Here is a 21,520-nt window from a genome sequence, read left to right as displayed (position 1 = left end):
TGCGACAATATCGCCCCTTTACAAGCGGCCATCAAGCGCACGTGCCGGTCATTACAGAATTGTAATCTCCATCCTCACGAAAACAGGTCACTTTTGCTTGAGCGGAAGCGTATTTCCGGCCTGAATCACCAATCGCTACTTTAGGGGATTGGACAAGCATCTGCCGCCGCCCTCAATGCACCGCGTCGGCGACGGTCGGCTTTCGTCCTTGCAGGCGCTGGAATGAACCGAGAACATCTTTTCTGGCCTTTCCATCCCGAATCACTACATTACGCGCCATGAGCAATAGTTTCGACGATATCCCCTTCTTCGACGAAGAGCCGGGTGAAGCGCCACGCAAGCCGCAGGCGCCCGCCCCTACAGCCGGAGGGATCGCCGCCCGCGCCATGGCGGCCCGCGATGGCGGCAAGCAGCCGGACTACCTCGCAGGCCTGAACCCCGAACAGACCGAAGCGGTCGAGACGCTGGAAGGCCCGGTCCTCGTCCTGGCGGGCGCCGGCACAGGCAAGACCCGCGTGCTGACGACCCGCATCGCGCATATTTTGAGCACCGGCCGCGCCTTCCCCTCGCAGATCCTCGCCGTCACCTTCACCAACAAGGCGGCGCGCGAAATGAAGGAGCGCATCGCCCTGCTCGTCGGCGGCGCCGTCGAAGGCATGCCCTGGCTCGGCACCTTCCACTCGATCGGCGTCAGGCTGCTTCGCCGCCACGCCGAGCTCGTTAACCTGCGGTCCGATTTCACCATCCTTGATACCGACGACGTCGTGCGCCTGGTCAAGCAGCTGATCCAGGCCGAGGGCCTCGACGACAAGCGCTGGCCGGCCAAGCAATTCGCCGGCATGATCGATACGTGGAAAAACAAGGGCCTCGGCCCCGCCGACATTCCCGAAGGCGACGCCCGTGCCTTTGCCAACGGCAAGGGCCGGGAACTATACTTCGCCTATCAGGCGCGATTGATGACCTTGAACGCCTGCGACTTTGGCGATCTGCTCATGCACCCCATCGCCATCTTCCGCAAAAACCCGGACCTGCTCAAGGAATACCACCAGCGCTTCCGCTATATCCTCGTCGACGAATACCAGGATACCAACACTGCGCAGTACATGTGGCTGCGGCTGCTGGCACAGCGGCCGAGCCGCGTGGGAGAAATGCCCGGCAGGACAGAAGGGGATATCCCCTCGGGCACCGGCGCGAAATCACCCACCTCTGTCGGCTCCCCCGACATCTCCGCCACAAGGGGAGAGATCAGGGGCAGCACCATCAACATCTGCTGCGTCGGCGACGACGACCAGTCGATCTATGGCTGGCGCGGCGCGGAAGTGGACAATATCCTGCGCTTCGAGAAAGATTTCCCGGGCGCCAAGGTCATCAAGTTGGAGCGCAACTACCGCTCGACCGAACACATCCTCGGCGCCGCCGCGCATCTAATCGCGCACAACGAAGGCCGGCTCGGCAAGACGCTGTTCACCGACCGCGTCGATCCGGAAGACGTCAAGGTGCAGGTGCATGCCTCCTGGGACAGCGAAGAGGAAGCTCGCGCCATCGGCGAGGAGATTGAGGCCCTGCAGCGCAAGCAGCATAACCTCAACGACATGGCGATCCTGGTGCGCGCCTCCTTCCAGATGCGCGAATTCGAAGATCGCTTCGTGACGCTCGGCCTCAACTACCGCGTCATCGGCGGCCCGCGCTTTTACGAGCGCCTCGAAATCCGCGATGCCATGGCCTATTTCCGTCTCGTCGCACAGCCCGCCGACGACCTCGCCTTCGAGCGCATCATCAACACCCCAAAGCGCGGCCTTGGCGACACGACCGTGCGCTCGCTGCACGACTACGCCCGTGCCCGCGACATCCCGATGCTCGCCGCAGCCGCCGACATCATCGAAACAGACGAGCTGAAACCGAAGGCGCGAAAGGCGCTCTTCGACGTGGTGCATAGCTTCAGGAACTGGCAGCAAAGGCTTGAAACGACTCCGCATACCGAACTTGCCGAGCAGATCCTCGAGGAGTCCGGCTATACCGACATGTGGAAGGCCGACAAGACGGCCGAAGCGCCCGGCCGGTTGGAAAACCTCAAGGAACTCATCCGCTCGATGGAGAGCTTCGAGTCGTTACGTGGCTTTTTGGAGCACGTCGCGCTGGTCATGGATGCCGAGCAGAACGAAGACCTCGACGCCGTCTCGATCATGACGCTGCATTCGGCCAAAGGGTTGGAATTCGACACTGTCTTCCTGCCAGGCTGGGAAGAAGGCCTCTTCCCGCATCAGCGCTCGCTCGACGAAAGCGGCCGCGCCGGGCTTGAGGAGGAGCGCCGCCTCGCCTATGTCGGCATCACCCGCGCCAAGCGCCGCTGCCACATCTGGTTCGTCTCCAACCGCCGAATCCATGGCCTCTGGCAATCGACCATCCCCTCGCGCTTCCTCGACGAACTGCCGGAAACCCATGTCGAAGTCGCCGAAGTCGAGCAGAGCTACGGCGGTTACGGCCGCGGCGGCTACGGCCAGTCGCGCTTCGACAAGGCCGACCCCTTCGCCAATTCCTATTCCACCCCCGGCTGGAAACGCGCCCAAGCCAACAAGACCGACGCCACCCGCGACAATTGGGGCACCCGCTCGGGCCATGCGGTCGAACGTATAGGCTACGGCGAAAGCGGCCCCAAGGGCCGCACCATCGAAGGCGAACTCGTCGCCAAATCCACCTCCACCGAACCTTCCCGCTTCCAGATGGGCGACCGCGTCTTCCACCTGAAATTCGGAAATGGGAATATTACCGGGATCGAGGGCAACAAGCTGACGATCGATTTTGATCGGGCCGGGCAGAAGAGGGTGTTGGATGGGTTTGTGGAGCGGGTTTGACGAGCCCACCCGCGCGGCACGAGGCATCTCGTCCCAAGTCTGCCCCTGAAACATTAAGTACCGGCATTTTTCGCGTTTATGCCGCCCCATTGCTTGAAGCAAAAAGCCATCTTGGCTCCGCCGCGCGCAACCTTGATTTCATCATCCGTGCGACATTCGTTCATCGGTCAGAAATTTGCGCCGTTGAATACAAGCTCAGTCGTCGTATAGGGACTGCAATACAATGCTGGATTTAGGTTGAGTATCGGCATGAATGCCCGCTCACCCCATCATCGGCATCTTGCCCATCCCTAGAATATCGTTGACGAGCGCGATCGCGATGCCGATGGCGACGATGCCCAATCCGATCAGGAAGAGCCGCCGCGACCGGTCGTATTTGGCCGCAATCAGCGAATCCCGCGCCAAAAGGTCGGCGAAGACCTTCACCTGCAGAGCGATGCCAACGGTCAAGAGCAGCATCGGCAGGATGTCGATGCGGCTCCAGTCGTTCGGGTTGGAGACCCAGCGGCTGATGAAGCTCAGCGAAAAGCCGAGAATGATTCCCGCAGCCGTCAGCGAGCCGTTGCGGAAGGTGGCGTCGATCTTCTCTTCTGGCCCTGGCTCGGTCATGGCTTGCTCCCGGCTGCTATTATTGGCCAAGGAAGGCAGAAATAACCGGGATCGGCAAGAGAGCGCATCTGCCGATTAGGCGCTGGCCTTGGCCCTGAGCTGCGCGCCACGTTCCGCAAGAAGCCCGCGCAGCAGGCTGCGGTGGCAGCGGCTTTCGTTTTCGCAGTAGCAGCCGACGGCGAAGTTGGCGGTGTGCGAAAGCGCGGCTAGCGTGTCAATGACCCGGCTGGCGTCGGGTGCGGCCATTTCCTTGAGATAGGCGCGGGAAAAGGCCTTCCACTCGGCTTCGGTTTGCGCTGCCTTCGCCTCGGCCACCAGCTCCTGGCTCGGCGACAGCATCGGCAGCCAGACGTCGTAATAGTCGCGGCTCGCAAACTCCTCCTTCGGTACCCCGCGCGGCGGGCGGCGCACGGTGCCGATGCGCAGGCCCTCGTCCTTGCTCCGTGGCGAGCCCAGTTGCACGACGCTGATTGCCATTGTGGTCTCCTCGCCTGGCCGGACGAGATATCTAGCGCGATGGCCGAGTTTTCGCCAGCGGGCAAACACATCCCGTGGATGCATGAGCCGGTCGGCGTTCCAATCCGCTCGCGGGCCGGGCGTGCAGAGAAGTATTACAAAACCTTCATTTTAAAATCATGTTTTGTCCTTGCCAAGCCGCCGAGCGACGGTTAGACACAGGGACATATGCCGCCTCGCCTGACGCGGCACGTAGACGTTAACGTCAACCAACGCGCTGATCGACCCCGAGCCGGGTTGCGAGCGGCGCGGCATGGCCGCGTCCCGCGCCCCCGGTTCCGAACCAAGGAACCCCGATGACGGTAGATACCGCCTCCAAAACCACCGAACAACGCCACCGGATTGAGCGCGTCCGCCACGATGTCAAGCGGCGCGTGTTAGCGGTCCGCCGCGTTGCAAGACTGACGCCGCAGATGCTTCGCATCACGCTCGCCGGACCGGATCTTCACGATTTCGTCAGCCTCGGCCATGACGATCATGTCAAGATTCTCGTGCCGCGCGCCGGCGAAGAACCGGTCTTTCCGGACATGCGTTCCGAAGGCAGGATCGATCCGGCCAACAAGCCCGCGCTGCGCGATTATACGCCCCGGCGCTTCGACGCGGTGACGGGCGAGCTCGATCTCGACTTCGCGCTTCACGAAACGGGCCCCGCAACCGAATGGGCATTGCGTGCGCAACCTGGCGACATGCTCGGCGTCGGCGGCCCGCGCGGCTCCTTCGTGGTTGCGACCGACTTCGACTGGTATCTGCTTGTCGGCGACGAGACCGCCCTTCCCGCCATCGGCCGCCGCCTCGAGGAACTACCAGCTTCCGCCCATGCGCTCGTCGTTGCCGAAGTTGCAGATCCCGAAGAGGAGCAGGCGCTGGAAAGCAAGGCCAGGCTGACGACACTCTGGCTTCATCGCGGCGCGGCACCGGCCGGGACCACGGATCAGCTCGATCAGGCTTTGCGTGGCCTCACGCTTCCCGTCGGCGACGGCTATGTCTGGATCGCCTGCGAAACCCTCGTCGCCAAGCGCCTGCGCGCCATCATGGTCGATGAGCGCCAGCATCCGAAAGCCTGGATCAAAGCAGCAGGCTACTGGAAGCGCGGCCAGGCCGACTTCCACGAAACGCACGGCGAGTGAATTGCCGCTCGTGCCGCTGGGATAGGCTTGGGGCCCGCCTTCCCCGAATGAGGCGCCGGCAAGCCTCGTCGTGCCATCTCCCTCGCGGCACAATGCGCGCTTCCTCCAAAAAAAGCTTGCGCTTGACCACCTGCGAATCCACTAGTTGATAGCTGCATATCCGCTTGGCATGCTGCACCGCAAACGTATGGAGTCGCCTGATGAAAGCGTTATTGCTGGTCGATATTCAGAATGGTTTTTGCCCGGGCGGCAATCTGCCGGTGCCGGACGGCGATCAGGTGGTGCCGGTCGCAAACAAGCTCATCGACAGCGGCAAATACGATCTGATCGTCGCCTCGCAGGACTGGCATCCACCCGGCCACGGAAGCTTTGCCTCCTCCCATCCAGGCAAGAAGCCTTTCGAAATGGGCGAGCTTTCCGGCAAGGCGCAGATGATGTGGCCGGATCACTGCGTAAAGAACACCCTCGACGCCGAACTGCATCCGGCGCTGAAATCCGAAGAAATCGACCTCATCCAGCAAAAGGGCGAAAATCCGCTGGTGGACAGCTATTCCGCCTTCCGCGACAACGGCCAGGATGCCTCGACCGGGCTTTCCGATTTCCTCGAAGACCAGGGCGTGACAGAGCTCGACGTCTGCGGCCTGGCGACAGACTATTGCGTCAAATTCTCGGCGCTCGATGCGCTGGAGATGATGCCCGGCGTCAATGTACGCTTCATCGAGGATGCAAGCCGCGGCATCACGCCGGAAGGGGTGGCTGCCGCAATCGACGAGATGCGCACACGCGGCATCGAGATCATCGACAGCCAGACGGCTCTCGCCAGCTGAGGCTCAGTCCCGAGCCGCCTGCTCCAGCCCGTAGATATCGTCCGCAAGGTCGTCGGCACGCTTCAGAAACGCCGCATGTGCATCCTGCAGGCCTTGCTTGTAATAGGCGGCGCCGACCTCCTTGGCGAAGAAGTCGAGGACCAGGTCCGACTTGAGCAGGCCGACCGGCTGATCCAGTTCCTTGTCGAAGAAGTGCTGGATCCGCCCAATCAGTGCCGCCTTATCTTCCTTGGAAAAGTCTATCGGCTTCATCGTGTCGTCTCCTGCCATTGTCTGGGATTCCCACCGTTCAGCGAAATCGATCGATCGATCAAGGAAATTCGATTGCGGCAGAGACGCTGGGCACATAGAGCAGGTTCGTTTTGAAGGAGAACAGGTGCCGATGAGTCGCGCGGATTTCGTCGAGGGTTTGCGGGGCGGCTTCACCGTCGCCGTGGCGTCCGCGCCTTTCGCAGCGCTATTCGGCGCCCTGGCCGTTGATAACGGCATGTCGCTCGGCGAGCTGACGCTGATGAGCGCCACCGTCTATGCGGGTGCCAGCCAGATGGTCGGCATCGAGCTTTTCGGAAACAACGTCCAGGCCTGGCTCATCGTCGCCTCCATTCTCGCCGTCAACTTCCGCCATGTTCTCTATTCGGCGGCGATCGCGCGCTACCTCCGCCATTTCACGCCGCTGCAGAAGTTCTTCACCTTCTTCCTGCTCGTCGACCCGCAATTCGCCGAGATGGTGAAGCGCGGCGAGGAGGGCAAGCCGGTCACCTTCATCTGGTATCTCGGCTTCGGCATCATCATCTATGTGCCCTGGGTGCTGGTCAGCCTTCTCGGCGGACTGCTCGGCAGCTTCATCGGCGACCCGAAGGCGCTCGGTCTTGATATCCTGCTGCCCGCCTATTTCCTTGGTATCGTGCTCGGTTTCCGCAACCGCGACAACTTCCTGCCGGTCGCCCTCGTCAGCGCGGTCGCCTCTGCGATCGCCTACCACTATGTCGGCTCACCCTGGCATGTCAGCCTGGGTGCTGCGGCCGGCATCACCTTGGCTGCGCTGCTGCCATTGCCTGACGCGCTCAAGCCCGAAACCGAAAACGAACCGCACGAGGTCTGACATGGAATTCGATCTCCAGATGGTTCTTGTGATCCTCGCATCCGCTGTTGCGACCTATGCAACGCGCATTGGCGGCTATGTGCTCATCACCACGATGAAACGCATCCCGCCGCGCATGGAGGCAGCGCTCAACGCCGTCCCTGCCGCAGTGCTGACGACCATCGTCGCGCCGGCCTTCTTCGACGGCGGTTGGGATTCCAAGCTGGCGCTTGTCGTCGCCCTCATCGTCGGTCTCAAGGTGTCGCACAGCTGGATGCTCGTCGCGGCCTGGCTCGTCATCATGGCCTGGCGCCGCACGATCGGATTCTAGGGCCGGACGGCGCTTTAGACCTCAATATTCCAGCGGCAGGGTCGCATTCTCCAGCCATGCCTTGACGTCCTTGTCGTGGATCAGCGGCATCAGCGCCTCGCGGGTGCGGGCGTGATAATCGTTGAACCAGTGCAGCTCGTCATGCGTCAGCAGTTCGGGAATAACGATCGTGCGGTCGATCGGGCAGAAGGTCAGCGTCTCGAAACCCAGCATCGGCATGTCGCCGCCATCGATGTCCTCCGCCTCGCGCACATAGATCAGGTTTTCGATGCGGATGCCGAAGCTGCCCGGCCGGTAATAACCCGGCTCGTTGGAAAGGATCATGCCGGGCAGCAGTTCCTGCGTCGAAAGCCGCGATATGCGCTGCGGGCCCTCGTGCACGGAAAGATACGAGCCGACGCCGTGGCCGGTGCCGTGCCCGAAATCGACGCCCGCCCGCCAGAGGGCGATACGCGCCAGCGGATCTAGATCGCAGCCCCGCGTGCCCTTCGGAAAGCGCGCCGTACTGATCTGGATCATGCCCTTCAGCACGAGTGTGAAAAAGCGCTTCTGCTCTTCCGAAACCGCGCCGATGGCGACGGTGCGGGTGATGTCCGTGGTGCCATTGATGTATTGCGCGCCGGAATCGATCAGGAAAAGCTCCCCGGCATTGATCGTCCGGTCGGTGTCGACCGTCACGCGGTAGTGCATGATCGCGGCATGCTCGCCGGCGCCGGAAATCGTGTCGAAGGAAACATCCTTGAGCGGGTTCTGCATGTTCTGGCCGACGCTGGCGCGCACGGCCTCTAGCTTTTCGGCCGCGGCAATCTCCGTGACCGTGCCCGGCTTTTCCTGCGACAGCCAAAAGAGGAACTCGACCATCGCCGCGCCGTCCTGCAGGTGGGCCGCCGCCGAGCCGTTTAGTTCGACGCTGTTCTTCACCGCCCGCGGCAGCTTGGCAGGATCTGCACCCTCCACCACTTCGCCGCCAGCCTTGCGGATGATGTCGGCAAGCGCATAGGAGGCGATGTCCGGATCGATCATAACCCGGCGGCCATCCTTCGACACGGCCGCCAGCCGCTCGTCGAGCGAAGACGGCGGCAGTTGCACGCATATCTGCGCAAGATAGGCTTCCGGCTCGATGCTGGTCTTGCGCTTATCAAGGAACAGCTCGGCTTTGCCGTCGGCATGGATGATGGCCCGGGCAAGGGGATGCGGCGTATGTGGAACGTCGGCACCGCGGATATTGAAGATCCACGCAATCGACGATGGATCGGCGATCAGCACGGCTGCCGCATTCTTCTTGGCGAGATCGGCGGCAATCGTTGCGATCTTGTCCTTTGCCAGCGTGCCGGCCTGGGCGACATTCTGGATGACGACGGCGCCGAGCGGTTCGGCCGGCCGATCGGTCCAGAGCCTGTCGAGCGGATTGTGCGGCAGGATCACCAGCGTGCCGCCGATCTCGGCAAGTGCCTTTTCGAGACGCCGCACGTCGGCGCCGGAATGCAGCCAGGGATCGATGCCGAGACGCATGCCCTGCTTGCCGTTCTTGGGAATCCAGACATGCGGCGGCTCGTTGACGAGGTCGCCGCCGGTAAAGACTGAACTATCAACCTGCTCGGCAAGCTGCGTAACGTAGCGGCCGTCGACGAAAATGATCGCCTGGCTATGGGTGATGAGCGCAATGCCCGCAGACCCGGTGAAGCCGGTCAGCCACGCCAGGCGCTCCGCGCACGCCGGCACATATTCGCCGTTGTACTCATCGGCACGCGGCACGAGAAAGGCATCGACGCCCAGCGCCTCGAAACTCGCGCGCATTTGCCCGACCCGATCGCGGCCGAATTGTGGCGTGGAGGTAACCTCAAAAGACTGGAACATGCTGAAAACCCAATAGCTATATCCGAATCCGCCGAAAAGCGGGCGGCCCATGTTATCGAAAAATCAGGGCAATGGGAGAAAAAGCAGCCACTTTGCCCATGCCAGGCCGCTCAATATTTTGGCAGAAATGTGACGAGAAAACCAAAACTGGCATGCTTTATGCATTAAACGCATGGCTCCCATGAACGAAACCCTCTGCCTAAGGATTTGGGAATAGCTATATACGGCGCATCAAACGGGTTCGGAAACCGAGCCTGCAACGAAAAGGAAATGAAAATGACTGCCTCTCTGTCGCGCTTCGCTTACAGCAGCCCGGTGCAGGCTGGCGAACGCCAGACTGTGCATCACGTCATCGGTGCCCGCCGCCCGCTCAATGGGGATAGCCTCAAGATGCTCGGCACGGGCCACAAGGTTACGCACCACAAGGGTGTATCCAGCTACGCGTTCTGAGCCATTTGCCGCTTCGTTTCTCCTCCTCCCTCAACGGACCGGCAATCAGAACTGTAGAGCCCGCTCGAGCGCTCCTCCTCCTTCGAGCTCGCGGGCATGGCCGTTTAACGGTCGAAGGCGGTGCCATTGGCACCGCCTTCTTTTTTTTGCCGATAGCTTACGGACGGTCGAGATGGATCGTCACCCAGCCGTTTCGCCAGATGGTGCGGACGTGGCGGAGCTTCGCGCCGTTATAGGCCGAAAGTACCTTCCAGCGCTGTTCTGCGAGGATGCCGGACAGGATCACCGAACCGGAAGGCGCCAGGTGCTCGGCCAGCTTCGGCGCCATCTTGATCAGCGGCCGCGCCAGAATATTGGCGATGATCAGGTCGAACGGCCCGTGTTGGGCAAAGGCCGTCGAATGAAAGCCTGGCGCAGTCTTCGCGACGATCCCCGAAGCAATGCCGTTCCGCCGCACGTTTTCGGCCGCGACACGCGTGGCGATCGGATCGATGTCGGTTGCGAGAACCGGGATATTCTTGAGCTTGCGCACCGCGATCGCCAAGACGCCGCTGCCCGTGCCGAGGTCCAGCGCATTGCCGACCGGGCGCGAACGCAACACGCTGTCGATCACCTCCAGGCAGCCGGCCGTCGTGCCATGATGGCCGGTGCCAAAAGCCTGCCCCGCATCGATCTCGATACCGATATCGCCGGGTCGGACCTTGGCGCGGTCATGCGAGCCATGCACGAGGAAGCGCCCTGCCCGGACAGGCTTTAGGCCCTCAAGGGATTTCGCCACCCAGTCGATATCGGGAATGACTTCGCGCTCGACCTTCAGGTCGGGGAACGGCGCCTTCAGCGCCTCTTCGACGCGAAGGCGAACCTCATCCTCGTCCTCCCTCATCATATAGACGGAGGCTTCCCAGATATCCTTCTTCTCGTCGATCTCGGTCGTCGCAATCGCGAAGTCCTCTTCACCGAAAACTTCGGTCAGAAGATCGAGAACCTGCCCGGCCTTCTTTTCGGCCGTCGTCACATACAGGCGAATTTCACTCACTCGAACTTTTCCTATTTCTATTGCGCGCCGTCGATCCAGACCGGCGGCGGTGTGTCATAACCGGCAACGCTGCGAACAAACCGCCTGGCAATGCCCGGAACGCGGATCAGCAGCGGTGCGAAAAAATTGCGAAGGCCGGTCGCAACCGGATGGTGCATGGTCACCAGCCTCGTTAGCCCATAGGTCTGCTTCAAGACGATTTTGACCGCTGGCATTCGAAGGTCCGCATAGTCCTGTTCTCTGCCTTCCGATATCAGATAGGCGAGCCAGCAGGCATCCTCGATGCCGAGATTCATGCCACGGGCGCCCGCCGGCGAATGGATATGCGCCGCGTCACCAGCAAGGAAGACGTTACCCTTCGACATGCGCTCGACATGCCGGAAATGGATGCGGAAATTCGCAGCCCACACCAATTCGCCGCCAGGCACCGGATGGGCGATGCGGCTCTCGAAATCCGGAAGCGTCGAGAGGTAACGCACCGAATCGTCGCAAACCGGAATCCGGCCGACCATGCCGGGATTGAACAGGCTGATCTCGACGTAATGCGGATCGATCGGCTGTGGATAACGGTAGTCCGCAAGATAGAAAGCCTTTTCGATCGCCTCGCCGGGGAAGCCGAGGCCTGCAGTCTTGCGCACCGTGGAATGTGCGCCATCGGCACCGATCAGGATATCAAGGTCGATTTCCTCCCGGGAACCGTCTACGCGGCGCAGCGTCACATGCGGCCGGTCCTTCGTGCCGGTGACGCTTTCAAGCACCGTCTGCCATTCGGGCTCGACTTCATAGTCGGAGAGCTTGCCGAGCAGCAGCCGTTCCGTATGGCCCTGCGCAAGCACCTGGATTGCCGGAAAGCGGCCGTCGATTTTGGAAGGATCGATCTCGAAAAGCACTTTCTTGCCCGACCGTACCCGAAAGCGATCGATCCGGTAGGCCTCCTGCTGGATTGCTTCAGCGGCCCGGGACGGCGAAAGCAAGGTCAGCGTGCGCGCATTGATGCCGAGCGCCCGGCTTTCCAAAAGCGGCACTGGGCCTGCATCGCTGTCGATGATGCGCGGGCGAAAGCCTCGCCGGGCAAGCTCGATTGCTGCCGCAAGACCCGTCGCGCCGGCACCGGCGATCAGGATGCTGCGATGCCCGGCCCCCATGGTTTCATCCCTTGCTGATCAAATTCTCCAGCTTCTTTACCGCCGTGTCCGGGTTTTCGCCATAGGCGATCGTGCCGGCGAAACGGCCCTCGGCATCAAGGAGGAAGACGGATGCCGTATGATCCATCGTATATTCACCACTCGGATCCTTCTCATCGACCGGCACCTTTTTGGCGTAGACGCGGAAGCCCTTGATGACGTCGGCGACCTTCTCCGGCGTACCAGAGATGCCGGTGATGCGCTTCGAAACGTTCAAGACATACTGCTTCAAGATTTCCGGCGTATCGCGCTCCGGATCGACCGTGACGAAATAGGCCTGTATCTTGTCGCCCGCCGGATCGACTTTCTCCATCCAGCCATTGAGCTCGAAGAGCGTCGTCGGGCAAACCTCGGGGCAATGCGTGAAGCCGAAGAACACCGCAGTCGGCTTGCCTCGCAACGCCTGCTCGGTGATCGGCTCGCCGCTTTGCGAAACGAGCGTGAACGGAACGCCGAACGGGCCCTCGGCGAGCGGCATATCCCTCGTCTTCGTGATGTTCAGCGTCAGCCATCCGAGCACCGCCGCGACGATGATGACGGCCACCCAAACAGCAACACGGAAATTCTTCATGTCTGCGACCCCTGAAAGCAAGCGGACGGCGCGGCCCGCGACTGCCCGCCTGATAGCTCTTCGTCGTCACGCACGCAATTCAACATCCCGTTTTCCTGCCCGTGATTAATTGCCTCACCCTCCGCTTTGGCAGATGTTTGCGCATCGGCGGCGCACGTTAAATCAATCGTAACCTCTGCGAGCGAAAAATCCGTTGGACTGAACGTCATCAACACTGCCGTCAAGCACGGACGCCGAAATCGGGTCCGGCTGGGTAGGCAGTTCAAGACCGGCGAGGGCATGAACGCCCGTCACGCGCCGCGAGAAGCAACCGCCGCCTCGCATCCGAAACCTTCACCTGCGCGGAGCCCGATTGGCAAAGTCGCGGGCGCATTCAGTGGCGGCGCCGCCGCCAAAGCCGTGGCCGCTCCGGCCGGAGACAACTGGAAAGAATTCTGATCATGACAAGCGCCATCATTGCACAGGCCGGTTCCCATCTCGAAATCGTTTCCTTTCATCTCGCGGAACAGGAATTCTGCATCGACATCATGGCGATCCGCGAAATCCGCGGATGGGCGCCAGTGACGCCAATGCCGCATACCCCGCCCTACGTGCTCGGCCTCATCAACCTTCGCGGTGCAGTGATCCCGGTTATCGACATGGCGTGCCGTCTCGGCATGAAGATGACTGAACCGTCGGAGCGCTCCGCCATCATCGTTACCGACATCGCCGGCAAGCTCGTCGGCCTCCTCGTCGAGCAGGTTTCCGACATGATGACCATCAAGAGCGAAGACCTGCAGCCGCCGCCGGAAATCATCCCGGAAGCTCAGCGCGCCTTCTGCCGTGGCATCGTCGCGCTGGAAAAGACCATGGTCTGCTTCCTGAACCTCGACACCGTCATCGCCGACGAACTGGCACAGGCTGCGTAAGAAGCCTTCCCTTAAAACCAGGGGCCCGGCGAAAGCCGGGCCTTTTCGTTATTTCGGCTTGCCGTTCTTCCAGGTGACGTTCTGGCCATAGAGCGGGATCGTCGAGATCGACATCTTCGCCGAGCCATCTGTCAGCTCGCGCGAATGTGCGAGATAGATCAGCGTGTCGTTGGTCTTGTCATAGATGCGGTTGACGACAAGCTTCTTCCAGACGAGCGACATGCCCGCCTTGAACACCTCGTCACCATCTCTGGAGAGATTGATATCGCCGATTTCGATCGGTCCCGTCTGGCGGCAGGCGATCGAATTGTTCGAGGGATCCTCGAACCAGTTGCCGTTTTTCACCCGGTCGATCACGCTGCGGTCGAAATACGTGACGTGGCAGGTCACGCCCTTCACCTCCGGATCGGCGATGGCATCGACGATGATATCGTTGCCGATCCAATCGACGCCGACCTTGCCGACGACCTCGGCAGACGCGGCACCTGCGCCAAGCGCGGCAACCGATATGGCGGAAAGAACAAGCTTGCGCAAAGTGGACATGACGGCTCCGTGAATGATCCGCTTCACTAGATAAGTACGGTCACCGCCAAAACAAGAAAGCTGGCTATGCCTTGCGGCACGTGCAGGGCTCGTAGCCGCTTGCGGTGAGCCTGCCGGGTGTCATTCCGATCGCCGCGGGAATGGCATGCACCGCAGCGGCCTTGACGGCCCTTGCCATCTCGATCGCCGCATGCGCGCAGACGGCAGCATCCTCCGCGGCATTGTGATGGGAAAAGCGCAGGCCGAGATGCTCGGCGATCACGTTCAATCTGTGCGAGAAGAACTGCGGCCAGATGCGCTGCGCCATCTTGAGGCTGCAGAGATAAGTGAGTTCCGGATAGGACTGGCGATAAAGGTCGAGCGAGGCGCGCCAGACGCTGAAATCGAAGGCGGCATTGTGCGCGATCATCGTCGCGCCCCGGAAATCATCGTGGAACTCCTCCATGACTTCCGGAAATTCCGGCGCATCTTCCACATGCTCGGGCCGGATGCCGTGGATTGCGATGTTCATCCCGGAAAAACGCATATCCTTCGGCCGGATCAGCCGTTCCTCGACACGAGTGACCCTGCCCTCATCGATCCAGGCAAGCCCGACCGAACAGGCGCTGCCGCGCTGCTCATTGGCGGTTTCGAAATCGATGGCGATGGTCTTCAAGGCTGCTCCGCGATTCTGTCGTCAACGACAGGCTTATCGCGCGGCTTCAGCCAGGCAAATGCCTCAGGTTGACTTTCGCGAAAGGATCAACGACTTTTTGCTGATGATCAGATCGAACATCGTCCTCACGGCCATTCACATGACCACGACCCATGCAGGGTGCGGGGCAGCATTGGCACGTTAGCGGTCCGATCAGTCCCAAAGCCCTGCCGAGGCGAGCAGGGTTTTTGGAGTCTGCTCTCCTCTTTCAAATTCAAGGAGAGCATTTTGAAAGCATTAGGAAACAATCCATCCGAACGTCCGCCAGCGATGGCAGGCTTGATCATTCGGGCATTGCGCGCCTCCGATATAGAGGCGGTGACGGCGCTCATCAACCTACCAGGCTTCCGCTTCGGCACCCTGCGCCTGCCGTATCAGACCATCGACGAAACCCGCAAACGCTTCGAAAACACCGGCCCTGGCCAGGTCAACCTCGTGGCGGAATTGGACGACCGGATCGTCGGTGACGCAGGCATGATGCGCTATCTGGGGCGGCGCAGCCATGCAGCCAACATCGGCATGGGCGTCCACGACGATTTCACCGGCAAGGGCATCGGCAGCGCACTGCTCGCCGAACTCATCGACATGGCCGACAACTGGCTGAACATCAAACGACTGGAACTATCGGTGTACACCGACAACAAGGCGGCGATCGCCCTCTACAGAAGATTCGGCTTCGAAGAGGAGGGCCTGCTCAAGGCCTTCGCCTTCCGTGCCGGGGGGTATGTCGACGCTTATGCGATGGCAAGGGTGCGCCTCTAGTCTGATGATACCGCTCCTCAAGTGAGCTTATCCACGGATCAGCGCCAGCCACTCGTCCTCATCCATGGTCTGGACGCCAAGCTCGCGCGCCTTGTCGAGCTTCGAGCCCGCACCGGGTCCGGCAACGACGATATCGGTCTTCTTGGAGACCGATCCGGCAACCTTTGCACCAAGGCTCTCGGCTTTGGCTTTGGCCTCGTCGCGGGTGAACTTCTCGAGCGAGCCGGTGAAGACCACCGTCTTGCCGGAAACCGGGCTGTCGGACGTGACCGGCTGCTCTGCGTCCTGCGGTGTCACTTCCGAAAGCAGTGCCGAGATCACCTCGACATTGCGCGGCTCCTTGTAGAACTCCACGATCGCGCGGGCGACGATCTCACCGATGCCTTCGATGGCGTTCAGATCGTTCCAGGCATCGCCGGAGAGTGGCGCGGCCCCCTTCATCGCCGCGGCGAAGGCCTCATAGGTGCCGTAGGAGCGCGCCAGCAGCTTCGCGGTCGTCTCGCCGACATGGCGGATGCCCAGCGCGTAGATGAAGCGGTGAAGCGCGATGCTGCGCCGTTCGTTGATCGCCGCATAAAGCTTGCCGACGCTGACCTTGCCGAAGCCTTCGATATTCTCGAGCTTCGTCAACGAATTCTGCTGACGCCGCTCCAGCGTGAAGATATCCGGCGCCGTGCGGATCCTCAGTGCCTCCTCCTCGCTCTCGAAGAAGAAGTCGATCTGCTTCGATCCCAGGCCCTCGATATCGAAGGCATTGCGCGACACAAAATGCTTGAGATGCTCGGTTGCCTGCGCCCGGCACACGAAGCCGCCGGTGCAGCGCGTGACCGAATCGAGCTTTCCGGTCTTCTCGTTTCTTTCGCGCACCGCATGCGAACCGCAGACCGGGCAGCGCTTCGGAAACTCGTAGGGCACCGCGTCCGCCGGCCGCTTTTCCATGATGACATCGAGCACCTGCGGGATGACGTCGCCCGCCCGCTGCACGATCACGGTATCGCCGATCCGGATATCGTGTTCCTCGTCGCGAATGGGCTCGCCGGAATTGCCGAGACCCTTGATGTAATCCTCGTTGTGAAGCGTAGCGTTCGTCACTACCACACCGCCGACGGTGACGGGGGTAAGGCGCGCGACAGGCGTTAATGCACCGGTACGCCCCACCTGAATTTCGATCTTCTCGACCGTGGTAAAGGCCTGTTCCGCCGGGAATTTATGCGCCGTCGCCCAGCGGGGGCTGCGCGAGCGAAAGCCAAGGCGCTGTTGCAGTTCAAGGCTGTCTACCTTATAGACGACGCCGTCGATGTCGTAGTCGAGGTCGGGGCGCTTCAGGCCGATATCGTCGTAATGGGCGAGGATATCGGCAACAGAATTCAGCCGCTTCATCAGCGGATTGACCGGAAAGCCCCAGTCCCTGAAGAGCTGCACCATGTCGAATTGCGTCTCGGCCGGCATGTCGGATATTTCGCCCCAGGCATAGGCAAAAAATTTCAGCTTGCGGCTAGCCGTCACCTTCGCGTCGAGCTGGCGCAGCGATCCGGCTGCCGTGTTGCGCGGGTTGACGTAGGTCTGCTTTCCCTCGGCCTCCATCTGCTTGTTGAGCGCCATAAAGTCGCTCTTTGCCATGTAGACTTCACCGCGCACTTCCACGACGGCCGGCACCCCCTTCGGCAGTTCTGTCGGAATCTCCTTGATGGTTCGGATATTGGCCGTGACGTTCTCGCCCATCGTGCCGTCGCCGCGCGTTGCAGCCGTCACCAGCCTGCCATTCTCGTAACGGATCGACATGGAGAGCCCATCGATCTTCGGTTCGGCGGTAAAGGCGATCGACTGGTCCGGCAAGCGCCCGAGGAAGCGATAGACGCTGGCCACAAAATCCTGCACGTCCTCCTGCGAAAACGTATTGTCGAGCGACAGCATCGGACGCGCATGGACGACCGGCGCAAAGGTCACGGAAGGTGCAGCGCCGACGCGGCGCGACGGGCTGTCTTCGCGGATCAGCTCCGGAAACCGCGCCTCGATCGCGTCGTTGCGCCGCTTCAGCGCATCGTAATCGGCGTCCGAGATCTCCGGCTGATCCTTGCCATGATAGAGCGTGTCGTGATGGGCGACCTCTTTCGCCAGCCGCGCGAGCTCGGTGGCGGCATCATCGATCGTCAGGTCTTCAACTGCAACGGACTCGGTCGGCATACGGGATCACTCCAGAGAATCTGGAATCGTTTTAGAGCAAAAATCATGGATTGAAAGAGAGGCGGATGAGGCGGCCGTTCTTCCGCCTGCCGGCTCCTTCTCCCCGTTCTGTCGGGGTGAAGATATATGCGAGAGGGTCAGAGTGAAGATCAATCCGACGGCATGACCTTGTGCCTAACCATTTCCCGCCAACAGCCGAGCCGCAGCCGCCCTTGCCTCTTCGGTCACGGAGGCTCCAGCAAGCATGCGGGCGATTTCTTCCGTGCGGTCCTTATGCGCCATCGTCGCGACGCGCGTGGCAATCTTTTCAGAGCCGTCGGAAACCGGTCCCTTGGAGATAAGCAGGTGCGTTGCTGCACGCGCGGCGACCTGAGGGGCATGGGTGACCGAGAGAACCTGCACGCGGTCGGAGAGCCGCTTCAGTCGCTGGCCGATCGCATCGGCAACGGCACCACCGACACCGGTGTCGATTTCGTCAAAGACGAGCGTCGGCGCCGAACCGCGATCGGCAAGCGCCACCTTCAGAGCAAGCAGGAAGCGCGAAAGCTCGCCGCCCGATGCCACCTTCATGATCGAGCCCGGACGCGTCCCTGGGTTCGTCTGAACGTGAAACTCGACGACGTCGATGCCCTCGGCCGTTGCGTCTGCCGCGTCGGTCGTCATCTCGACCATGAAGCGCGCACGCTCCAGCTTGAGCGCCGGCAGTTCCGCCATGACGGCGGCGGCGAGCGCTTCGCCTGCGTGGTGACGCTTGTCCGAAAGCGAGCGGGCCGCGGCATCGTAATTCGCCTTGGCGACACCGACCTCGGCGTCGAGCTTCACCAACTTCTCCTCGCCGGCATCGAGATCGGCAAGGTCGGCGATCATCCGCACGGCAAGCGCTGGAAGCTCCGTCACAGGCACGGAATATTTGCGCGACGCGGCTCGCAGGGCAAAGAGTCGCTCCTCGACACGCTCCAGTTCCTTCGGATCGTATTCCGTCTTTCGGAGTGCTGCCTCCACTTCCATCTGCGCGTTGGAAAGCTGGTCCAGAGCCGCATCCAGCAGCGCCACCGTGTCTTCCAGCAGTCCGGGCGCCTCGTGACTCTTGCGCTCCAGGCGGCGCACCAGCGAGGCGATATGCGGTACCGGAGAGGCATTGCCGTTCAAAAACTCGGAGGCCTCGGCGATGTCGCCTGCAATGCGTTGCGCTTTCATCATCTTCTGGCGGCGCTCGGCAAGCTCCTCCTCCTCACCGTCCTGCGGCAAGAGCTTTTCCAACTCGTCGACGGAGGACCGGAGATAGTCGGCTTCGCGGGCCGCGTTCTCCACTTTTTCGCGATGCTTTTTCAGCGTTCGCTCCGCGTCGCGCCAAGTGCGGTAAAGCTCCGTGACCGCCGCCGCTTCCTCGTTGATGCCGGCGAAGGCATCGAGCAGAAGCCGGTGCGCATGCGTATCGACAAGCGCGCGGTCATCGTGCTGGCCGTGGATTTCGACAAGCATCTGCCCGGCCTGGCGCATCAGCTGCACGCTTACCGGCTGATCGTTGACATAGGCCTTGGTGCGGCCGTCGGCCGATTGCTGGCGCCGGAAGATGAGGTCGCCCTCGTCATCAATCCCGTTCTCGCGCAGAAGCTGGCGGACACCGTGATCCATTGGCACGTCGAAGACCGCCGTCACCTGCCCCTTGTCCTCGCCGTGGCGCACGAGGCCGCCATCGCCCCGCCCGCCAAGCGCCAGCGAAAGACTGTCAAGAAGAATGGATTTGCCGGCACCGGTTTCGCCCGTCAGAACCGAGAGCCCGGTTTCGAAGGCAAGATCCAGCCGCTCGATCAGAACGATATCGCGGATCGAAAGCTGGATTAGCATTGCGTGTCAGGCCTCACGAGCCGAGCAGCAGCTTCCTGCCGGCTGCGGAAATCCAGGAGCCCTTGTTCTCCCGGGGCTCCGCACCGCCTGACTGCAGCAGCTTGAAGGAATCGGCGTACCACTGGCTATCCGGATAGTTGTGACCGAGAACAGCGGCTGCCGTCTGGGCTTCTTCGACGATTCCCATCGCGTAATAGGCCTCGACGAGACGCGCCAGCGCTTCCTCGATCTGATTCGTGTTCGGATACTTCTCAACCACGATACGGAAGCGGGAGACGGCTGCAAGATATTCCTTGCGCTCGAGATAATAACGGCCGACCTGCATTTCCTTGCCGGCGAGCTGGTCGCGGGCGTAGCGGATCTTTGCTTGCGCGTCGTCGACATATTCGGAGTCCGGATAGTTGTCGATGACGGCCTGCATGGCTTCGATGGTCTTGGAGGAAGCCCGCTGATCCTGCGTCACGTCGGAAATCTGCTTCGAATAACTGAGGCCGATCAGGTACTGAACATATGCCGCATCTTCAGACTTCGGATATTGCGCCATATAGCGGTTGCCAGATGCGAGGGCGTCGTCGATCTTGCCCTGGCGGTACTTCACGAAGGTACTCATCACGAGAGCCTTGCGCGCCCATTCGGAAAACGGGTTTTCGCGGTCGATCGCGTCGAATTTGCGCGCGGCTTCGGCCATGTTGCCGGCCTTCATGTTGGCAAGCGCCTGATTGTAGAGGACGTCCGGCGGATCGTTGCTAAGGCCGAGCTTGGTGATGTCGATATCAGGGTCCGACTGGCAACCGGAAATCAAGGCGCCTGCACTCAAAATCACGAGCGATGCGAGCAAAGCGCGCGCTGTCTTCATCATACCTTCAGACCTTGCATAATCCATAGAAGAATCCCAACTGCCGCTACCCACCCTGCGGCAGCCACACCTCGCCGGCGTTTCTAGCCACAAATGTGTGGCGAGAGCAACGCAATGATGAGCCATTAACGCATTTTTGTGGCAGCAAGCGGCAGAATATCCCGGTTTTTGACTTTAATCGTACCTGTTGCTCCTAAGCATATGCTGGAGAACAGTTATCGGCCTGCGGAAGTACAAAAAAAAACCGCCTCCCGAAGGAGGCGGCCCTGGCCTGAAATTTGGTGTGGAGGTCATGCCGACCAGGGGGCGAATCCGGGAGCGTTAACGGCGACGAAATCGCGGGGTGTAACGCGCGGGCGCGCAGCGGAAGTCTCGACAACTTCATAGGCGGTCGTGTCGCTGAGCAGCGCCTTTAAAGCATTGGCATTCATCTTGTGACCACCGCGATAAGAGCGGTAGCAGCCGATGAAGGGAGCGCCGGCAAGCGCAAGGTCGCCGACGGCATCGAGCGCCTTGTGACGCACGAACTCATCCTTTGCGTAGCGCAGGCCTTCGACGTTGATGACCGTATTGTCGTCAGAGATGACGACGGAATTCTCAAGCGACGAACCGAGCGCATGGCCGGAGGCCCAGAGACGCTCCACGTCACGCATGAAGCCGAAGGTGCGTGCGCGCGACAGTTCGGACTTGAAGGTCGCTGCCGTCAGATTTCCTTCCCACTTCTGATGGCCGATCAGCGGGCAATCGAAATCGATCTCGACTTCGAAGCGCGTGCCGTCATACGGGCGGAACTCGCTCCACGAGCCGCCATGCTCGATGCGAACCGGCTTGGTGATGCGGATATAGCGGCGCTTCACGCCGAGCGAAACGAGGCCAACCTGCTCGATCGCCTCGATAAAGGGTGCCGAACTGCCGTCCATGATCGGCATTTCGGCGCCATGTACCTCGATCACGACGTTATCGAGACCGAGCGCGTAGAGCGCTGCCATGACATGTTCGATCGTCGCAACCGAATGCGCGGGGGAAAAGCCAAGGACGGTGCAGAGATCGGTGCTTCCGACCTGAGCGGACACGGCACGCAGTTCGGTAACGCTGCCGTCGTCATGCATGCGATGGAAAACGACGCCGGTATCGACTTCAGCCGGATTGAAAGTAATGGTGACTTCCGCGCCGGAATGGACGCCGGTGCCCGAAAGCGTCACCGGGCGCGAAACCGTCGTCTGGAAGCCAAGCATGCCAATAACCATAAAATTCTGCCTTTATTGCATTTACGGTCCGTAGCGC

General features: G+C 61.2%; 20 protein-coding genes and 3 pseudogenes. 10 read left to right on the top strand and 13 right to left on the bottom strand.

What is annotated here, in order from left to right; genetic code table 11:
* Nucleotides 1–278: 278 nt before the first annotated feature.
* Both BLP23_RS35100 and BLP23_RS35095 read left to right on the top strand, forming a co-directional pair.
* A pseudogene (locus tag BLP23_RS35100) lies at nt 279–1,133 on the top strand (ATP-dependent helicase); the annotation flags it as partial.
* 126 nt (nt 1,134–1,259) lie between these two features.
* Nucleotides 1,260–2,852, top strand: a pseudogene (locus BLP23_RS35095) (ATP-dependent helicase); the annotation flags it as partial.
* A 261-nt stretch (nt 2,853–3,113) separates the two neighbouring features.
* Here BLP23_RS35095 and BLP23_RS12985 read toward each other — a convergent pair.
* Together BLP23_RS12985 and BLP23_RS12980 are read right to left on the bottom strand one after the other, a co-directional pair.
* Nucleotides 3,114–3,461, bottom strand: a complete 348-nt coding sequence (locus BLP23_RS12985; protein ID WP_092585255.1) for a hypothetical protein — start codon at nt 3,459–3,461, stop codon at nt 3,114–3,116.
* A gap of 75 nt (nt 3,462–3,536) precedes the next feature.
* A complete protein-coding gene (locus tag BLP23_RS12980) occupies nt 3,537–3,938 on the bottom strand; it encodes a DUF488 domain-containing protein (RefSeq protein WP_092585254.1) in 402 nt (133 codons plus the stop codon).
* 335 nt (nt 3,939–4,273) lie between these two features.
* On the opposite strand from BLP23_RS12980, the gene BLP23_RS12975 reads away from it, so the two are divergent.
* The gene (locus BLP23_RS12975) at nt 4,274–5,104 is read left to right on the top strand and encodes a siderophore-interacting protein (protein WP_092585253.1); all 831 of its coding nucleotides are present in this window, start codon (nt 4,274–4,276) and stop codon (nt 5,102–5,104) included.
* A 200-nt stretch (nt 5,105–5,304) separates the two neighbouring features.
* Nucleotides 5,305–5,931, top strand: a complete 627-nt coding sequence (gene pncA, locus BLP23_RS12970) for a bifunctional nicotinamidase/pyrazinamidase (RefSeq protein WP_092585252.1) — start codon at nt 5,305–5,307, stop codon at nt 5,929–5,931.
* A 3-nt stretch (nt 5,932–5,934) separates the two neighbouring features.
* Here pncA and BLP23_RS12965 read toward each other — a convergent pair whose 3' ends face one another.
* Nucleotides 5,935–6,183 carry a DUF2164 domain-containing protein gene (locus BLP23_RS12965; RefSeq protein WP_092585251.1) on the bottom strand — a complete coding sequence of 83 codons (249 nt, stop codon included), beginning with the start codon at nt 6,181–6,183 and terminating at the stop codon, nt 5,935–5,937.
* Between the two features lie 130 nt (nt 6,184–6,313).
* Here BLP23_RS12965 and BLP23_RS12960 point away from each other — a divergent pair, with 130 nt between their 5' ends.
* The gene (locus BLP23_RS12960) at nt 6,314–7,033 is read left to right on the top strand and encodes an AzlC family ABC transporter permease (protein WP_092585250.1); all 720 of its coding nucleotides are present in this window, start codon (nt 6,314–6,316) and stop codon (nt 7,031–7,033) included.
* A 1-nt stretch (nt 7,034) separates the two neighbouring features.
* Entirely contained in the window at nt 7,035–7,343 is a 309-nt protein-coding gene (locus BLP23_RS12955) for an AzlD family protein (protein WP_092585249.1), read from the top strand.
* A 21-nt stretch (nt 7,344–7,364) separates the two neighbouring features.
* Here the strand turns inward: BLP23_RS12955 and BLP23_RS12950 are convergent, their stop codons facing one another.
* Entirely contained in the window at nt 7,365–9,200 is a 1,836-nt protein-coding gene (locus tag BLP23_RS12950) for an aminopeptidase P family protein (RefSeq protein ID WP_092585570.1), read from the bottom strand.
* 276 nt (nt 9,201–9,476) lie between these two features.
* On the opposite strand from BLP23_RS12950, the gene BLP23_RS33675 reads away from it, so the two are divergent.
* Complete coding sequence (locus tag BLP23_RS33675; RefSeq protein WP_167363881.1) at nt 9,477–9,650, top strand: hypothetical protein; 174 nt, start codon at nt 9,477–9,479, stop codon at nt 9,648–9,650.
* 157 nt (nt 9,651–9,807) lie between these two features.
* Here the strand turns inward: BLP23_RS33675 and BLP23_RS12940 are convergent, their stop codons facing one another.
* From BLP23_RS12940 to BLP23_RS12930, 3 genes are read right to left on the bottom strand one after another with little or no spacing between them, the layout of a single operon-like run.
* Nucleotides 9,808–10,686 (bottom strand): 50S ribosomal protein L11 methyltransferase, encoded by an 879-nt coding sequence (locus tag BLP23_RS12940; protein WP_092585247.1) that lies wholly within the window; start codon nt 10,684–10,686, stop codon nt 9,808–9,810.
* Between the two features lie 17 nt (nt 10,687–10,703).
* Nucleotides 10,704–11,831, bottom strand: coding sequence for an FAD-dependent oxidoreductase (locus BLP23_RS12935; protein ID WP_092585246.1), 1,128 nt, complete (start codon nt 11,829–11,831; stop codon nt 10,704–10,706).
* A gap of 4 nt (nt 11,832–11,835) precedes the next feature.
* On the bottom strand, nt 11,836–12,441 hold the full coding sequence (locus BLP23_RS12930) for an SCO family protein (protein ID WP_092585245.1): 606 nt from the start codon (nt 12,439–12,441) through the stop codon (nt 11,836–11,838).
* Nucleotides 12,442–12,573: 132 nt separating this feature from the next.
* Here BLP23_RS12930 and BLP23_RS34485 point away from each other — a divergent pair.
* Together BLP23_RS34485 and BLP23_RS12920 are read left to right on the top strand one after the other, a co-directional pair.
* Nucleotides 12,574–12,879: pseudogene (locus BLP23_RS34485) on the top strand (methyl-accepting chemotaxis protein); the annotation flags it as partial.
* A gap of 2 nt (nt 12,880–12,881) precedes the next feature.
* A complete protein-coding gene (locus BLP23_RS12920; RefSeq protein WP_092585244.1) occupies nt 12,882–13,349 on the top strand; it encodes a chemotaxis protein CheW in 468 nt (155 codons plus the stop codon).
* 48 nt (nt 13,350–13,397) lie between these two features.
* On the opposite strand, the gene BLP23_RS12915 is transcribed toward BLP23_RS12920, so the two are convergent.
* Both BLP23_RS12915 and BLP23_RS12910 read right to left on the bottom strand, forming a co-directional pair.
* Complete coding sequence (locus tag BLP23_RS12915) at nt 13,398–13,892, bottom strand: CreA family protein (RefSeq protein WP_092585243.1); 495 nt, start codon at nt 13,890–13,892, stop codon at nt 13,398–13,400.
* Between the two features lie 64 nt (nt 13,893–13,956).
* Entirely contained in the window at nt 13,957–14,547 is a 591-nt protein-coding gene (locus BLP23_RS12910) for a 3'-5' exonuclease (RefSeq protein WP_022714383.1), read from the bottom strand.
* 309 nt (nt 14,548–14,856) lie between these two features.
* On the opposite strand from BLP23_RS12910, the gene BLP23_RS12905 reads away from it, so the two are divergent.
* On the top strand, nt 14,857–15,348 hold the full coding sequence (locus tag BLP23_RS12905; RefSeq protein WP_092585242.1) for a GNAT family N-acetyltransferase: 492 nt from the start codon (nt 14,857–14,859) through the stop codon (nt 15,346–15,348).
* A 27-nt stretch (nt 15,349–15,375) separates the two neighbouring features.
* Here the strand turns inward: BLP23_RS12905 and ligA are convergent, their stop codons facing one another.
* From ligA to lpxC, 4 genes are all read right to left on the bottom strand, one after another.
* The gene (ligA, locus tag BLP23_RS12900; RefSeq protein ID WP_092585241.1) at nt 15,376–17,532 is read right to left on the bottom strand and encodes an NAD-dependent DNA ligase LigA; all 2,157 of its coding nucleotides are present in this window, start codon (nt 17,530–17,532) and stop codon (nt 15,376–15,378) included.
* Between the two features lie 174 nt (nt 17,533–17,706).
* Complete coding sequence (gene recN / locus BLP23_RS12895) at nt 17,707–19,380, bottom strand: DNA repair protein RecN (protein WP_092585240.1); 1,674 nt, start codon at nt 19,378–19,380, stop codon at nt 17,707–17,709.
* A 13-nt stretch (nt 19,381–19,393) separates the two neighbouring features.
* Nucleotides 19,394–20,263 (bottom strand): outer membrane protein assembly factor BamD, encoded by an 870-nt coding sequence (locus tag BLP23_RS12890; protein WP_208603145.1) that lies wholly within the window; start codon nt 20,261–20,263, stop codon nt 19,394–19,396.
* Nucleotides 20,264–20,526: 263 nt separating this feature from the next.
* Nucleotides 20,527–21,483 carry a UDP-3-O-acyl-N-acetylglucosamine deacetylase gene (lpxC, locus tag BLP23_RS12885; RefSeq protein ID WP_092585238.1) on the bottom strand — a complete coding sequence of 319 codons (957 nt, stop codon included), beginning with the start codon at nt 21,481–21,483 and terminating at the stop codon, nt 20,527–20,529.
* Nucleotides 21,484–21,520: the final 37 nt, after the last annotated feature.

This window comes from Rhizobium mongolense subsp. loessense (genome assembly GCF_900099775.1).
Classification (GTDB): Bacteria; Pseudomonadota; Alphaproteobacteria; order Rhizobiales; family Rhizobiaceae; genus Rhizobium; species Rhizobium loessense.
The sequence above is the reverse complement of the archived record's forward strand: the minus strand, read 5'-3'. Positions and strand labels throughout refer to the sequence as shown.

What these genes read in the sequence shown, in the direction of transcription:
- BLP23_RS12915 (WP_092585243.1), bottom strand. Translation starts at nt 13,892, where the DNA reads ATGTCCACTTTGCGCAAGCTTGTTCTTTCCGCCATATCGGTTGCCGCG.
- BLP23_RS12905 (WP_092585242.1), top strand. Translation starts at nt 14,857, where the DNA reads ATGGCAGGCTTGATCATTCGGGCATTGCGCGCCTCCGATATAGAGGCG.
- pncA (WP_092585252.1), top strand. Translation starts at nt 5,305, where the DNA reads ATGAAAGCGTTATTGCTGGTCGATATTCAGAATGGTTTTTGCCCGGGC.
- BLP23_RS12965 (WP_092585251.1), bottom strand. Translation starts at nt 6,183, where the DNA reads ATGAAGCCGATAGACTTTTCCAAGGAAGATAAGGCGGCACTGATTGGG.
- BLP23_RS12960 (WP_092585250.1), top strand. Translation starts at nt 6,314, where the DNA reads ATGAGTCGCGCGGATTTCGTCGAGGGTTTGCGGGGCGGCTTCACCGTC.
- BLP23_RS12955 (WP_092585249.1), top strand. Translation starts at nt 7,035, where the DNA reads ATGGAATTCGATCTCCAGATGGTTCTTGTGATCCTCGCATCCGCTGTT.
- BLP23_RS12890 (WP_208603145.1), bottom strand. Translation starts at nt 20,263, where the DNA reads ATGGATTATGCAAGGTCTGAAGGTATGATGAAGACAGCGCGCGCTTTG.
- BLP23_RS12950 (WP_092585570.1), bottom strand. Translation starts at nt 9,200, where the DNA reads ATGTTCCAGTCTTTTGAGGTTACCTCCACGCCACAATTCGGCCGCGAT.
- BLP23_RS33675 (WP_167363881.1), top strand. Translation starts at nt 9,477, where the DNA reads ATGACTGCCTCTCTGTCGCGCTTCGCTTACAGCAGCCCGGTGCAGGCT.
- BLP23_RS12980 (WP_092585254.1), bottom strand. Translation starts at nt 3,938, where the DNA reads ATGGCAATCAGCGTCGTGCAACTGGGCTCGCCACGGAGCAAGGACGAG.
- BLP23_RS12930 (WP_092585245.1), bottom strand. Translation starts at nt 12,441, where the DNA reads ATGAAGAATTTCCGTGTTGCTGTTTGGGTGGCCGTCATCATCGTCGCG.
- BLP23_RS12975 (WP_092585253.1), top strand. Translation starts at nt 4,274, where the DNA reads ATGACGGTAGATACCGCCTCCAAAACCACCGAACAACGCCACCGGATT.
- recN (WP_092585240.1), bottom strand. Translation starts at nt 19,380, where the DNA reads ATGCTAATCCAGCTTTCGATCCGCGATATCGTTCTGATCGAGCGGCTG.
- BLP23_RS12935 (WP_092585246.1), bottom strand. Translation starts at nt 11,831, where the DNA reads ATGGGGGCCGGGCATCGCAGCATCCTGATCGCCGGTGCCGGCGCGACG.
- BLP23_RS12920 (WP_092585244.1), top strand. Translation starts at nt 12,882, where the DNA reads ATGACAAGCGCCATCATTGCACAGGCCGGTTCCCATCTCGAAATCGTT.
- ligA (WP_092585241.1), bottom strand. Translation starts at nt 17,532, where the DNA reads ATGCCGACCGAGTCCGTTGCAGTTGAAGACCTGACGATCGATGATGCC.
- lpxC (WP_092585238.1), bottom strand. Translation starts at nt 21,483, where the DNA reads ATGGTTATTGGCATGCTTGGCTTCCAGACGACGGTTTCGCGCCCGGTG.
- BLP23_RS12985 (WP_092585255.1), bottom strand. Translation starts at nt 3,461, where the DNA reads ATGACCGAGCCAGGGCCAGAAGAGAAGATCGACGCCACCTTCCGCAAC.